At 46.1% G+C, this 14,800-nt stretch carries 12 protein-coding genes; 6 read left to right on the top strand and 6 right to left on the bottom strand.

Annotated features, from left to right (window positions below):
• Window positions 1-56: 56 nt before the first annotated feature.
• The 4 genes from uhpA to manA all read left to right on the top strand — a co-directional run bounded on the left by uhpA (window position 57) and on the right by manA (window position 4,983).
• Window positions 57-665 carry a transcriptional regulator UhpA gene (gene uhpA / locus AB6D07_RS04345; RefSeq protein ID WP_009846132.1) on the top strand — a complete coding sequence of 203 codons (609 nt, stop codon included), beginning with the start codon at window positions 57-59 and terminating at the stop codon, window positions 663-665.
• Window positions 665-2,161 (top strand): signal transduction histidine-protein kinase/phosphatase UhpB, encoded by a 1,497-nt coding sequence (uhpB, locus tag AB6D07_RS04350; RefSeq protein WP_032499231.1) that lies wholly within the window; start codon window positions 665-667, stop codon window positions 2,159-2,161. The genes uhpA and uhpB overlap by 1 nt, the downstream gene beginning before the upstream one ends.
• Before the next feature lie 8 nt (window positions 2,162-2,169).
• Entirely contained in the window at window positions 2,170-3,510 is a 1,341-nt protein-coding gene (locus AB6D07_RS04355) for an MFS transporter (RefSeq protein ID WP_009846134.1), read from the top strand.
• 267 nt (window positions 3,511-3,777) lie between these two features.
• Window positions 3,778-4,983 carry a mannose-6-phosphate isomerase, class I gene (manA, locus tag AB6D07_RS04360; protein ID WP_017102373.1) on the top strand — a complete coding sequence of 402 codons (1,206 nt, stop codon included), beginning with the start codon at window positions 3,778-3,780 and terminating at the stop codon, window positions 4,981-4,983.
• An 11-nt stretch (window positions 4,984-4,994) separates the two neighbouring features.
• On the opposite strand, the gene AB6D07_RS04365 is transcribed toward manA, so the two are convergent.
• The 4 genes from AB6D07_RS04365 to AB6D07_RS04380 all read right to left on the bottom strand — a co-directional run bounded on the left by AB6D07_RS04365 (window position 4,995) and on the right by AB6D07_RS04380 (window position 8,777).
• The gene (locus AB6D07_RS04365; RefSeq protein WP_017102374.1) at window positions 4,995-5,504 is read right to left on the bottom strand and encodes an N-acetyltransferase; all 510 of its coding nucleotides are present in this window, start codon (window positions 5,502-5,504) and stop codon (window positions 4,995-4,997) included.
• A 96-nt stretch (window positions 5,505-5,600) separates the two neighbouring features.
• The gene (locus AB6D07_RS04370) at window positions 5,601-5,858 is read right to left on the bottom strand and encodes a YdcH family protein (RefSeq protein WP_009846137.1); all 258 of its coding nucleotides are present in this window, start codon (window positions 5,856-5,858) and stop codon (window positions 5,601-5,603) included.
• A 467-nt stretch (window positions 5,859-6,325) separates the two neighbouring features.
• On the bottom strand, window positions 6,326-7,315 hold the full coding sequence (locus AB6D07_RS04375) for a rhodanese-related sulfurtransferase (protein ID WP_017089989.1): 990 nt from the start codon (window positions 7,313-7,315) through the stop codon (window positions 6,326-6,328).
• A 313-nt stretch (window positions 7,316-7,628) separates the two neighbouring features.
• A complete protein-coding gene (locus tag AB6D07_RS04380; protein ID WP_017100901.1) occupies window positions 7,629-8,777 on the bottom strand; it encodes a PLP-dependent aminotransferase family protein in 1,149 nt (382 codons plus the stop codon).
• A gap of 115 nt (window positions 8,778-8,892) precedes the next feature.
• Here AB6D07_RS04380 and AB6D07_RS04385 point away from each other — a divergent pair, with 115 nt between their 5' ends.
• Window positions 8,893-9,762: a GyrI-like domain-containing protein gene (locus AB6D07_RS04385; protein WP_012601191.1), complete on the top strand. Its 870-nt coding sequence runs from the start codon at window positions 8,893-8,895 to the stop codon at window positions 9,760-9,762.
• Window positions 9,763-9,785: 23 nt separating this feature from the next.
• A complete protein-coding gene (locus AB6D07_RS04390) occupies window positions 9,786-10,028 on the top strand; it encodes a hypothetical protein (protein WP_009846141.1) in 243 nt (80 codons plus the stop codon).
• Window positions 10,029-10,167: 139 nt separating this feature from the next.
• Here the strand turns inward: AB6D07_RS04390 and AB6D07_RS04395 are convergent, their stop codons facing one another.
• Both AB6D07_RS04395 and lldD read right to left on the bottom strand, forming a co-directional pair.
• A complete protein-coding gene (locus AB6D07_RS04395; RefSeq protein ID WP_017102375.1) occupies window positions 10,168-13,023 on the bottom strand; it encodes an FAD-binding and (Fe-S)-binding domain-containing protein in 2,856 nt (951 codons plus the stop codon).
• 441 nt (window positions 13,024-13,464) lie between these two features.
• Window positions 13,465-14,604, bottom strand: coding sequence for an FMN-dependent L-lactate dehydrogenase LldD (lldD, locus tag AB6D07_RS04400; RefSeq protein WP_372091536.1), 1,140 nt, complete (start codon window positions 14,602-14,604; stop codon window positions 13,465-13,467).
• Window positions 14,605-14,800: the final 196 nt, after the last annotated feature.

Here is a 14,800-nt window from a genome sequence, read left to right on the forward strand (position 1 = left end):
TAGATAGCTCCTGTTGGGGCTATTTTTCTTTCTCACTCTTAATTTTGGTTAATATCATGATTAATGTTGCGCTTGTTGATGACCACGTCATTGTTCGATCTGGCTTCGCTCAATTACTCAGTCTTGAAACTGATATAACGGTCGTGGGGGAGTTTAACTCTGCGGCAGAAGCGCGCCTCGGACTGCCAAGTTGTCACCCTGATGTCGTTATCTTGGATATTTCAATGCAAGATGAAAGTGGCCTGAGCTTATTGGAAGAGATTCCATCTGGCATTGCTAGTATTATGTTGAGCGTACATGACTCTCCGGCGATGGTTGAAAAGTCATTAGAGTTAGGAGCTAAAGGTTATCTCAGTAAACGCTGTAGCCCTGATGAGTTAATTCAGGCCGTACACACGAGCGCAAATGGCGGCTGCTACCTTACGCCAGATATCGCCATAAAACTTGCGACACCAATGAAGAATAAAGCCTCGTTAAATCAGCTCACCCGCAGGGAAAGCGAAGTGTGCCAGTTATTGGCGACAGGGCTCGACGTGAAATCTATTGCTGTCGAGTTAGGGGTTAGCCATAAAACGGTACATGTGCACCGTGCCAATGCCATGGACAAACTCAATGTTAAGAACAACGTTGAGTTAGCTAAATTGTTCGCTCAAGACCAGTACTAATGCGTTCTTATCTAGCCACCTCCTTATGCGGGGTTTTTATGGCTGGCTGTGCATGGTTCTGTTTATGGGTTATTGCCTTCTATTTCATTAATGACCCTGAGTTAGCCATTCTGCTTTTCCCATTCTCACTCCGATTAGGAATGACGCTGCACACTCGCACTCACTATTGGCCTGCTATCTATATTGCAGAGTGGGGGCTCGCGATTGCCCTCGCTCTCCTACTTGATGAACCTCAATGGCTGACGATACTAATCGCCAGTGGACTAAGTATTCCAGCCACTCTAATTGCCAAACGTTATTATTCTGGTGACCTGAATCGTCACTTGTTGGTGATGGCGAGCTTAATCATGGTCACAGCACTCATCAATGTTGCCGCGGTCAGTTCTCATGTTCCGGCTGTTTACATGGTGTGGTTGGTGAGCACCACCGGTGGTTTGATGTTAGTGCCGATGTGTTATCTGGTATGGAATTACCTATTCCAAAATAAGTGGGCGCCACTGAGCTCTTACTTAATCAACAATGTCATTGAGTTCAAAATCCGTCACATCGCTTTATACAGCCTCTTGTTGGTCGTCAGTATTTTGATACAAACCAGTTTGCCAGATGAGCTAAGGCGCTTCGCCCCGTTCTGTATGGCTATCCCTATTATCTTGCTCGCCGTTCGTTATGGATGGCAAGGCGCCTTGCTCGCTACCCTGCTAAATAGCGTCGCGTTGATTGCAGCCCACAGTGGCACGTCCAAACTCGAAATTACTGATTTACTCTTGTCTCTTTCCGCTCAGACCATCACAGGTATTTTGCTTGGTTTAGCTGTTCAAAAACAAAAAGATCTCAACTCGAAATTACGCAGTGAGCTCTCTAGGAATCAAAACCTTTCCCGTCAGCTAATCACGGCTGAAGAATCGGTTCGTCGTGATATTGCCCGTGAGTTACATGATGAGATAGGCCAGAACATCACGGCAATTCGGACTCAAGCGAGCATTATCAAACGTGTCGATGCGGCTGAAATGAGCGTTCGCTGTGCTGGTACGATTGAATCATTGTCGTTGAATGTTTATGACACCACCAAGCGTTTGCTAACAAAGCTAAGACCAAAAATGTTGGACGACCTTGACCTGAAGGACTCCGTTGAACAGCTCATACGGGAAATGGAGTTTTCAGATCACGGCGTTGATATCCAGCTAAATTGGCACGGTGACTACTCATGTTTGAGTGACACGCTCAAGGTTACTCTCTTCCGACTGTGCCAAGAGTCTTTAAACAATGCCCACAAATATGCTGAAGCAAGTGAAATTAGAATAGAACTGATTCTAGATGATCAAGCTTATCTTCGAATTACAGACAATGGTGTTGGTTTTACAGCGCAGGATCTTCTCAAAGGAATGGGTGTTCGTGGTATGCAAGAGCGTGTTCAGGCGCTCGGTGGCAAGATGGCAATCAACGCTAATGACTCTTCTTCGGGTACTAATATCAGCGTTACATTACCTAAAGTGTGAGAACGAATATGTTTGGATTTCTGCGCTCAACAACGTCAAAAAGTCATACTCTAAGCGATGATGAGGTCAATCAGCGTTATCGTTATTGGCGTCTTCACATCATGATAGGAATGTATGTCGGCTATGCAGGTTTTTACTTCACTCGTAAAACCTTTAATTATGCCGCGCCAGCCATGATCACCGATCTTGGCTTAGACAAAGGCGATATCGGCTTGATTGGCACGCTCTTTTATCTTTCTTACGGCTTATCTAAGTTTATTTCAGGCACCATATCGGATCGGTCGAACCCGCGTTACTTCATGGGGCTCGGCCTAATCGCGACAGGCTTGATCAATATCGCGTTTGGTTTTTCTAGTTCGTTGGCGGCTTTTATATCGCTTTGGGTGCTTAATGCATGGTTCCAAGGCTGGGGCTGGCCATCGTGTTCCAAGTTATTGACGACCTGGTATTCTCGCTCCGAAAGAGGCTTTCGCTGGGCTATATGGAATACAGCACACAACGTTGGTGGGGCATTGATTCCTATTCTCGTCGGCTATCTAACTCTCCAATACAGTTGGCGATCTGGGTTTATATGGCCGGGTGTGATTGGTGTTTTTATTGGTCTTATTGTCTGTTGGCGCTTACGTGATAAGCCCACGACCATGGGGCTTCCGACGGTAGGGAAGTGGCGCAATGACCATCTAGAATTGGCGCAAGAGAGCCATGGGCAAGGGTTAAGCTATCGAGAGATCCTGAAAACCTATGTGTTCAGCAATAAGTACATTTGGCTGCTTGCCTTTAGCTATGTGTTGGTTTACATCGTAAGAACGGCAGTTAACGACTGGGGCAATTTATATCTCACCGAAGAGCACGATTATAGTTTGATAAACGCCAACGCTGCGTTGTCTCTGTTTGAGATTGGCGGTTTCGTTGGTTCACTTGTTGCTGGATGGGGATCGGATAGGCTGTTTGGTGGTAACCGTGGTCCCATGAATATCCTGTTCGCGATTGGTATCTTCCTCTCGGTATCCGCTTTATGGCTTATGCCTCTAACCAACTTTGTGTTTCAAGCGGCTGGGCTGTTTTGTGTAGGCTTTTTTGTGTTTGGCCCTCAAATGCTAATAGGCATGGCTGCCGCGGAATGCTCACATAAAGACTCCGCAGGAGCTGCGACAGGCTTTGTTGGCTTATTTGCCTATATGGGTGCTGCACTTTCTGGCTACCCATTAGCGCTCGTTCTAGAAACTTATGGCTGGAGTGGGTTCTTCATTACCATCTCGACTTGTGCGGCCGTTATTGGCTTGCTGTTACTGCCTTTCCTACAAGCTCAATCGCCTCAGAAAAGTGCAGAGGTTCGCTCTGGCTTTTAAGGGATTTCTTCGTGAATAAGATAGCTGCTAGTGGTCCTCTGGTTATTATGCAGCTACCCTATCTTCAGCGTTTTTTATACGTAGCATTCAAATGTGACTCTTTTCACGCTTTTCATGGTTCTCACCTTTTTCTAAGAATTTTTCCTATTGCGTCTAAGACCTCATCTCATGTGGGTTCTAGCTACTCTCTGTAGTCTTTCTAATTATTTACGTTATTAGAAATTAGCTCTCTGAATTGTGTTCAAAGGGCTCACTACGGAAAACGCCATGTCACTCAGCCACTTCTCAGAACACTCATTTTTCCCAATGGAAAACACCATCCAAAATTATGCATGGGGGAGTATTTCTTCGATACGTGAACTGTTTGGCTTTAAGAATGAGTCACAAGAGCCGCAAGCGGAAGTTTGGATGGGAGCGCATCCAAAAGGTTGCTCAATGGTTAAGCTTGACCAACATTTGGTGCCTCTCTCTGAGCTGATTAACAAGAATAAACCCGCTTATTTATCTACTGATATTGCGCAGGAGTTCGGTGAACTGCCGTTCTTGTTTAAGATCTTGGCAGCGGAAAAAGCGCTATCGGTCCAGGTCCACCCAAACAAGCACCAAGCCGAGTTAGGCTTTGCGAGAGAGGAGCAAGCAGGAATCCCTCTGACTGCAGGGCATCGTAATTACAAAGACTCTAACCATAAACCTGAATTGGTTTACGCGATCACTGAATACCAAGCGATGAATGGCTTTCGAGAATTTAACGAAATATTAGGTTTGTTCAGAAGATTAGACTCTAGCGTGCTCGCTGGCTTGGTTGAAGAGTTTGGGACCCACCTTGACTCTCTAGGTTTAGAAGCGTTTTTCCGTGATCTATTAACGCTTAATGACCAATGTAAACATCAAGCATTAGATCAACTTCTGACTTACGCAGAGTCTCATCAAGACCAAGCTGAATTTGCTTTGGTTACTGAGCTTAGCCATCAGTACCCGAACGATATCGGTTTGTTTTGTGTTCTGCTGCTTAACTTGATCACATTGGAGCCGAGTGAAGCGATGTATTTGAATGCGAACACTCCGCACGCTTACATTAAAGGTACCGGGCTTGAGATTATGGCAAATTCAGACAACGTGCTACGAGCAGGTTTAACGCCAAAACACATTGATGTCGCTGAGTTAGTCGCCTGCACAAAATTCACGCCAATTCCGTTCGAAGGCTTGTTGTTAGAGCCATCAAAACTGGGTAAATGTGATTGTTATGATATCCCGGTCAGTGACTTCAATTTCAATATCTTTCATCGTCCTCATCAAGAAGAAGTTATCACAAGTGGCGCTGAAATTTTAATGGCAATAGATGATGATCTAGTGCTAATGAGTCAGAAAGGCGAGCACTTAACCCTCACCAAAGGGCAATCGGTATTTATCCCAGCCTATATTGGTCACTACGAATTGAGCAGCAAAGGGCGAGTGGCGAGAGCGTTTAATTAGCGAAGTCGCTTCTAGTTTAAATAGAGAGTCATCCCCACGAAATTAGTATCACTATCATCAACAATTTGGTAGTCAAGCGCCTGATAAAAACTGATGGCGCGGGTGTTACTTCTAAAGCTCGACAGAGTGACTTGGTTTCGTTGCTCTTGATGGGCTTTTTCGTGGATGCGTGACATGACTTTTTTACCAATAGACTGATCTTGGTATTGATGGGAAATGATCAGAAGGTGAACATGGTATGCGTTGTCATAAGGCTTAAAACACACAAGTCCAACCCTTTGTTTTCCTAGGTATACCCAATGAAACCAAAAGGGATTGTACTCGTTTAAAAGTCGTTGACGTTGGAAGTCGTCATCCCATCCGAAAACGCTATCTACGTGTATGAATATACCTTGTTTCACACACGCAAATAGTTCTTCGAATTCATGATTTGAAACGAGCTGGAATTGTATATTCTCTTCTTGTCTTGCCACAGTGTCCGCTTCCTTATCAAACGCCTTTGAATAAGCAAACAGTAACATAATTGAAGAAGCCGAATTAGCTTAGATTTGCGATGTGATGAAACCAAAAAGCCATGCGTAGTGCATGGCTTAGAATAAAGTATTGGATTGATTTTTCTATACGATCTTAAGCGCGTGATGGCGCGTGAGCTGTTTGTGTAGCGAGTCTTTTAGCTCCATGCGTTCTACTTTGAGGTTGTGCATGCTGTCGTCATCGATAGGGCTGCCAGAGATTTCTAGCTGACGGATGTCGTAGTCGAGTTGGTGGTATTTCTGCATGTCTGCTTTGAATTTTTCGTCGTCGTGGTTGAGCTGAACAATGTCTAATTTAAGATCTGGGAAATCTAAGATAAAGGCATGGTTTTCATTGAGCATTGGCACTTCCTCTCTAGTCGGATTTTTAGGGCGTGTTGATCTTTCGAGCTTGTTTTTGCGGCGAATTGCTGGGTATTTCTACAAGGCAGAGGCTTTGATGTGTAGCTAGCCTACATGAGAGGCCGATAACGTAGTAGAAATAACCAGCAAACGCTGCCCGAAGGGTTCGGCTAAAAGCGTTTTACTCTTTGTTAAGGGAGATTTGCTTAGAATGACTAGGCTACTTCTCCCTCGCCGCGATTAAAACGCTTTTATCTCGAACAAAATCCAACCGCGGAAGGTCAACACGCCCTGACAGTATAGAAGCAATTTATCGAAAGAAATGTGGTTCAAAACACAAAGCCGTAAAGCGATCAAAAAAGGGCTCAAACTCGAGGAATCATCTTCGAACTTGCGCCCTTTTATATGTATATAGCTAACTATTTATCGTTACATGTTTAGAACTATGTGTGTTGAAAGCAGAAAGCTTACTTCGCTTTCTTACCAGAGCGTTGCTGCTCTTTGTGTGCTAGCTTTTCTTTCTTACGTTGATCGATAAGGTGAGCGGCTTCGCCACCTACGTGGGTTTCGCCACGAGCATTCGACAGTTGAACTTGCTTTTCACGTTCGCGGAAACGGGCTTTCTGCTCGTCGCTGTGCTTATCAATACACTTAGGGCAGCTTACGCCTTTCTCGAAGTGCTCAGAGGCTTTGTCTTCGTCAGTGATTGGCAGACGACACGCGTTACACACATCGTAACCGCTCTTCTCTAGCTGGTGGTTAACTGCAACACGACCATCAAATACGTAGCAGTCGCCTTCCCACATGCTCTCTTCTTCTGGTACTTCTTCTAGGTACTTAAGAATGCCGCCTTCAAGGTGGTAAACCTCATCAAAGCCTTGCTCTTTCATGTAGGCCGTTGATTTTTCGCAACGAATACCGCCAGTACAGAACATCGCGACTTTTTTGTGTTTCTTAGGATCGAGATTTTCTTCAACGTATTGAGGGAATTCACGGAAGGTTTCTGTGTTTGGGTTTACAGCATTTTTGAATGTACCGATATCGACTTCGTAGTCGTTGCGAGTATCAACCAGAATTACATCAGGATCAGAAATCAGAGCGTTCCATTCGTTTGGTTTCACGTAAGTGCCGACAACGTGGCGTGGGTCGATACCCTCAACGCCCATGGTTACGATCTCTTTCTTAAGCTTAACCTTGGTGCGGTTGAATGGTTGTTCTTCGTTGAACGACTCTTTGTAAACAACATCAGCCAAACGAGAATCTTGTTTGAACCATTGAAGAAGAGCGTCGATAGATTCGCGCTTACCTGCAACGGTGCCGTTGATACCTTCACTCGCAAGTAGCAAAGTACCGCGGATTTGGTTGGCTTCTAACACGTCAGTGAGTGGCTGGCGAATTTCTTGGTAATCATCAAGTGCTACGAATTTATACAGAGCACATACAACATATTGAGACATGGTTTTTCCTTTCTGCGAGCTGGAACGTAAATCCAGAGCGTTGCCTTTTATGATACATACTGAGTTTGATTTACTCAGGTTTGCCCATATTGGCTTATTAAAATCCGCCGCAGTATAACCAAGCCAAGGAAGGACAAAAACCAACCAAAAGTAGGGCTATTTAGCATTATTACCAGTGTGGTTTTTGGACTAAGAAATGCAATGAAACCGTTTTATCTGGTTCGAATTACAACACGTATTCCCAAACCAAAAAGGCCCTGCTGTAAAAATACATCAGGGCCTTGGTATTGAATCTGTCTGACTTAATCAGCGATTACGCTTGGTTCAGTACTTCCGCTAAGCGTTTCACCGCTTCAGTCAACTCTTCTGGGTTGGCGTTGGTGAAGTTTAAGCGCAGTGCGGCTTTGGCTTCATCGGCCTTTGGATAGAATACTGGGCTTGGTACAACCGCTACACCATTCGATAGTAGAGTTTTAGCCAGTTCAAAGGTGTCGCACTCTGGGATTTCTACCCAAATGAACATCCCGCCATCTACGGCTTTTAAGACGCAATCTGCAGGCAGTTGTTTCTCTAATTCTGAGAACAGTACTTCATAACGAGACTTGTACAGGGTGCGAATGTTTTCCATGTGTACGCCAAAGTCTTCATGTTTTAGAAGACCAACAAGCAGTGCTTGCATTGGTACACTTGAGTGTAAATCCGCGCCTTGCTTCACTTTGATCAGTGGCTCAAGGTAGCTGCGTTTTCCTGTTACTGCGCCAATACGTAAACCTGGCGATGCGATCTTAGAGAATGAACGAAGAACGATAGAGTTGTCAGGGCAGAACGAAGAAACCAACGGCAGTTCTGTACCTGTGAAACGTAGCTCACGGTATGGTGCATCTTCAATGAATGCCACGTTGTATTTGATACACAGCTCAGCGACTTTTTGACGAGTTTCTGTTGCCCAGCACACGCCGGTTGGGTTGTGGAAATCAGGCACGGCATAGAACATCTTCGGTGATTGCTGTGCAAAGCACGTTTCCAGTTCATCTAGGTTCGGGCCAAATTCAGTTTGAGACACGGTTGCAATGTTTGCTTGAACTAGGCCAAACACCTGCATCGCACCTAAGTAGCTTGGCGCTTCCATCACAACCACATCACCCGGGTCAACATACGCACGTGCAATCAAATCCAAACCTTGCTGAGAGCCAGTACAGATCATTGCCGTGTGTGATTCTGGCAATTGGTAGCTTTGTGTAAGGTGGTCAAGCAACGGGCCGTAACCGGCAGTCGAACCGTATTGGAAAACTTCAGGCATGTTCGCTAGGTTTTCTAGCGTTGGCTTCATTAAATCGATTGGGAATGTTTTCTCGTCCGGTAAACCACCGGCCAATGAGATGACATTTGGATCACTTGCGGCTGCGAGGATCTCTCGAATGTATGAAGATTGAATCTGTTGTAATGACTGTGCGATTTCCATGTGTTGTGTCTCGTCGTTTTTCGTTTTTATTCTATCGCTTGATATTACACGGCAATTGTAAAAACTAGCGTGTCCGTTTATGCTCTTAAACATGTCCATTTATGCTATTTAAACGATGTCACGACAACACTTATCCCGAATCAATGATGTTCTGTTCCATATTCATCAAGACATCAGTCAGCCTTTGTCGGCAAAAGCGCTCTCCGAGATTGCGGCTTATTCAGAACAACACTTCCACCGCACCTTTAAAAGCGTTGTTGGGGAGTCGCTACATCAGTACATTCGACGCACTCGAATGGAGTATGCGGCCAATCAATTGATGTTCGATACCACGTCGTCAGTGGTAGAGATTGCTAGCAAATGTGGCTTTAGTTCGGTGTCATCTTTCAGCCGAGCATTCAAAGCGACCTTTAACATGTCACCGGGAGAATGGCGTAAACACGACTTACAGATAGCAGAAAAACCCTATTTGAAAGATCCCGAAGTAGCGGCGGGTTATTTGAACGTGGCGCAGAGAGTGTTACCCGAACCTAAGATCGTTGAAACACCAGAGCGCATGGCGGCTTATGTTCGACATACGGGTTATAACCGTTCCATTCGCAACGCGTGGCTGATATTGAAAGCGTGGGCGAACTCAGAACAGCGCGACTTTTCGAGCCAATTTGGTTTGCATCACTCAAACCCTGCTTGGGTTGAAATGGACCAGTGCCGCTATGTGGCGTGTATCGCGATTGATGAGCCGATTAAGTATCGCAGTGTCGTGAACCAAATGGTGATTCCGGGTGGTTTACATGCTGTATTTCGACTGAATGGCCGTTATGGTGAACTGCTACCACAGATCAGTATGGTATTAGAAAAATGGTTACCGGCTTCTGGTTTCAAACAGCGCTCGACTCCCGCGTATGTGCATTATCATCGGAACCATTTTCTCAACAGTGATGAAGTGTTTGAGCTTGATTTCTATCTCCCTGTGAGTTTTTATTAGTAACCCCATTTTGAGGAAAAATTATGTATCTCGTTTTGTATTGCCACAATATTGGTATGACCGATTTTTCATTCTTTGAAACAGAAGATTTTGATAAAGAAGATGGCTATATCGTGCGAGGTAAGTGGCCGAACGAGAAAGCGTTTCGTGATTACTTAACCAAAGAGTTTGGTGACATGAGCGAATTTCAAGTGATCGACTTAATCGCCAAAGGTGCAGAAGCAGAACACTACTCGCCAGAAGAGTTGATGCGCTTAGCTTTGTAATATCTAGCTTAATAACGGTTAGCTCATCAACATCCAGTTAAGTAGCATCTTTCGAACAAACGAATAAAGAAATGGCAGCCTGACTGGGCTGCCATTTTTGTTTTAAGTGAGAGCTAATTGCTCTGTACTAAGAGTGAAGCTACTGCGCCACTTCGTCTACTAAGTACAAGATTGATTGATACGGAATGCCACTGTGATGTGATAAACCGATCTCACAGGTTCGGCTGTTGCTGAATCCACGAGTGCAGTTGCTCGGCACTTGTTCTTTGAGTGGGTGTACCGCCGCTTCATTCAGCTCTGGAGTGGTAAAACCTTTATCACCCGCCCAACCACAACACTGAATATGCTCAGGAACAATCACCTCTTCGGTACAGGCTTTAGCAAGATTCAACATCGCGCCTTCTAAGCCCATTCGACGAGAACTACACGTGACATGCAGCATTACGGTCTCTTGCAGCGGCTCAAGTGTCAGGTGCTCCAGCAGGTACTGGTTCACAAACCCTGTCGGCTCTAATACCTCTAACGGTTTGGTGAACTGTTCAATACTGCGTTTAGCACATGGACTGGTGTCCATTAATACTGGGTATTCACCCTGACGACTGGCTTGCCACAACACTTCTTCGAGTTGTTGTGCTTTAGATTGGGCTAAATCGGTCATCCCTTTGCTGTCGTAAGGCATGCCACAACATTGGTCGTCTAGCTTCTTCGGAAGAATAACCTCGAATCCGGCTTTGTTAAGCAAAGACATGGTCACTTCAGTTAGAGGACGTTGGTCGCCCGCATCGCTTTGTTGTCCCATGGTGCGACTTGCACAGGAAGGGAGGTAAACCACCTTCTTATGATTGCTTGAGGATTCTGCTGTCGCTGGTGATGAGACTAGCGAGTGACTATTGGATTGCGGCATCTCCGGCATCCAAACCGGTGTTGCACCTTTAGTTATTGAGCGCAGACCGTTGGTTAGCTTGCCGACGGTATTCGCGCCTAATACTTTACTCGCCACTTGGTTGGTTTTGAGGCCAGCCTTAGTCAGTTTTGTGGTGGTCGAGAAATGATCCGCTGTCCATTTGGCGATTGGTGTAAATTTCTCGTACTTGGCAATACGAAGCTTTTTAATCAAATCACCGGTGTTGATTCCCACTGGGCAACGCTCGGCACACAGGCCGGTTGCGGCGCAGGTATCAATGCCTTGGTATTCGAAGGTTTTCTCAAGTTCGCTTGCTTCTATTTCTTCACCTGCAGCACTGCGGCGTTGTAACTCGCGGTACAGCACGATACGTTGGCGAGGCGATAGGGTTAAGGTACGAGACGGACAAACAGGCTCACAGAAGCCACATTCAATACAGCGGTCGACAAGGTCATCGGCAGCAGGCATTGGCTTCAAATTGGTGATGTGTGAATTCGGGCTGTCGTTAATAATAACGCCGGGGTTGAGCAGTCTTTCTGGGTCAAACAGTGCTTTGATCTGTTGCATCAAGGCGTAGCCATCCTTGCCCCATTCTAGCTCCACATAAGGCGCCATGTTACGACCAGTACCATGCTCTGCTTTCAGAGAACCTTGGTATTTCACCGCAACCAGTTCGGCAACGTCATCCATGAAACCGCCGTAGCGATCGATTTCTGTTTGGCTGTCGAAGCCTTGAGTAAACACAAAATGCAGGTTGCCTTCGAGGGCATGGCCGAAAATGATCGCTTCGCTGTAGTCGTATTTGTCGAACAGCTCTTGCAGCTCTCGAATGCCGTTAGCGAGGTTTTCGACAGGGAAAGCCACGTCTTCGATGATAACGGTCGTACCGACTTCACGAACGGCTCCAACTGCAGGGAACATGCCTTTTCGGATGCCCCATAGGGTTGCGACTGTCTTTGGATCGGAAGTGAAAGGGACAGATTCAACAATCGTGTAATCAGCTAATGCATCCAAAATTGATTTACATTGTAAATCTAAGTCCGGCTGGGAGCTGGCGTGTGATTCAACCAAAATCGCTGCGGCTTCTAAATCCAAGTTAGGCATAAACGCAGGCATACCCGGTTTATCAGCCACTGAGCGCAGCGCTCTGCCGTCCATCAATTCAACGGCAGCAACGGGTGTTTTTGATAGCGTAGTAACGGCTTTACTGGCTTGCTCTATGTCGGCAAACACCAACAGCGCCGAAGCTTTGTTCGGGTGTTCGATAACCGTGTTGTAGGTGATCTCAGCAATGAAACCTAGTGTGCCTTCTGAGCCAATCATCAAGTGTTTGATGATCTCAATTGGGTCGTGGTAATCAACCAAGGCATTCAGAGCGTAGCCAGTGGTGTTTTTGAGGCGGTACTTGTGGCGGATTCTGTCTGCGAGTTCTTGGTTTGAAGCTGTCTGTTGATGTAATTCGACAATGCCTTCAAACAGATCTTTATGTGATAGCTTGAATGCTTCAACACTTGCGTTATCTGCCGTATCAAGCAGGGAGCCATCACTCAATACGATTTTCATGCTCTCAACGGTGCGATACGAGTTTTGCGCAGTACCACAACACATGCCGCTGGCGTTATTCGCCGCGATACCACCGATTTTACAGGTATTGATTGAAGCTGGATCTGGGCCGATTTTACGTTGGAAAGGGGCAAGGTATTTGTTGGCATCTGCACCAATCACACCCGGTTGCAGGATGATCTGATTGCCGTTGTCGACAATTTCATGACCACGCCAGTCGTCGGTCAGTGTGATGAGTACCGAGTCTGAAACGGCTTGCCCTGAAAGGCTGGTGCCCGCAGCGCGAAAGGTAAAATGAATGCTTAGCTCGCGACAGCTTTGAATGGTAAATATCACTTCGTCTAAGTTTTTGAGCCTTAGAACCATTTTCGGCACCAAGCGATAAAAACTCGCATCGGTGCCGTAAGCCAAGCGCTTTGCCTCTTGCGTGACAATGCGTTCTGTTTCTATTTTTTGAGCCAGTATCGCTTCAAGCTGCTGATAAGCTTGTTCGTCTATTACTCGCTCATGGGATGTGGTTGTCTCCATCTTTGCTTCCTTGTGCTTCTTATTTGGCACTGTTCAGGGCGTGTTGACCTTTCGTGGTTAAATTTTGTTCGAGATAAAAGCGTTTTAATCGCGGCGAGGGGGAAGTAGCCTAGTCACTCTAAGCAAATCCCCCTCAACAAAGAGTAAAACGCTTTTAGCTGAACCCTTCGGGCAGCGTTTGCTGGCCATTTCTACTACGTTATCGGCTTCTCATGTAGGCTAGCTACACATCGACGCCTCTGCCTTGTATAAATACCCAGCAACTCGCTGCAAAAATCAGCTCGAAAGATCAACACGCCCTAGCTTTTTATTTTATTTTCCAGTGCTTAAACGGTGTCACAACGGCAGTGGAATTGCTGTGACACCGATTGAACTTCAGTCTAAGTAGACCAAAGCATTAGTCCGAATCCTGACCTGAATCCGAATCTTAGTCGCGGAGGTTTAATCTAGCCCCACCAAAGATTCACGAGTTAAGTCTTTGATTGTCTTCGCGCCTGTTAGAGTCATCGCAACGCGCATCTCTTTGTCATACAGGTCGAGTAGGTTCTCAACGCCTGCTTGTCCTTGCGCTGCTAACGCGTAGACGAAAGAGCGACCAAGCAAGGTGCAGTCTGCGCCCATCGCCATCATACGAACCACATCTAAGCCAGTACGAATGCCAGAGTCGACCAGAATCTTAGTGTCGCCTTTTACCGCATATGCAATCGCAGGCAGTGCTTTAGCACTTGATAGAACACCATCAAGCTGACGACCACCGTGGTTTGAAACTACGATACCGTCTGCGCCAAATCTCACGGCGTCTTTTGCATCTTCTTCATCAAGAATGCCTTTAATGACCATCGGGCCGTCCCAGAAATCACGGATCCACTCTAGGTCTTTCCATGAAATCGACGGGTCGAAGTTATCACCTAACCAACCGATGTAGTCTTCCAGTTTGGTTGGAGAACCGCGGTAAGTCGAGATATTGCCAAGATCGTGTGGTTTACCCAACAGACCAACATCCACCGCCCACCTAGGATGACGCATAGATTGAAATACACGACGAATTGCTGCATTTGGACCACTCATTCCTGAGTGCATGTCACGGTAACGAGCGCCGGGTACTGGCATATCAACGGTGAAGACCAGTGTCGTCACGCCTGCCGCTTTGGCACGTTCCAATACGTTCTTCATGAAGCCACGATCTTTTAGCACGTAAAGTTGGAACCACATTGGGCGTTCAATCTTAGGTGCGACTTCTTCGATCGGGCATACCGATACGGTCGACATCGTAAAAGGGATGCCTTTGTTGTCGGCGGCTTTTGCAGCTTGGACTTCACCACGTCGTGCGTACATGCCTGTTAGGCCAACCGGAGCTAAGGCAATCGGCATCGCTAGCTTTTCGCCAAACAGCTCAGTTTCCAAATTCAGGTCTGACATGTCATTGAGGACACGCTGCTTGAGCGCGATCTCTGCAAGATCGGCCGTGTTGCGGCGTAGGGTATGTTCTCCGTAAGAACCGCCGTCAATGTAGTGGAAAAGAAACGGTGGTAATTTCGCTTTTGCTGCGGCGCGGTAATCAGTCGATGCGGATATGATCATAATTTCAGTCCTAAATTCTTGGGATGTTGCCCTTCTATGAGAGCTTGGCTTGGGCTGCTTTAATTCTTGAGAGTCAGTGTTCGTTTGTTCTCTAACGGTGAAACAGAGAAGCAATAAAATGGCGTTAATACCCGAGGGTGTTGATGTGTTCTAGTATCCATTCCGAAACTCATCAACTGTCTTATTAGACGGTGTT

Source organism: Vibrio sp. 10N.239.312.C11, from assembly GCF_041466065.1.
GTDB lineage: Bacteria > Pseudomonadota > Gammaproteobacteria > Enterobacterales > Vibrionaceae > Vibrio > Vibrio tasmaniensis_A.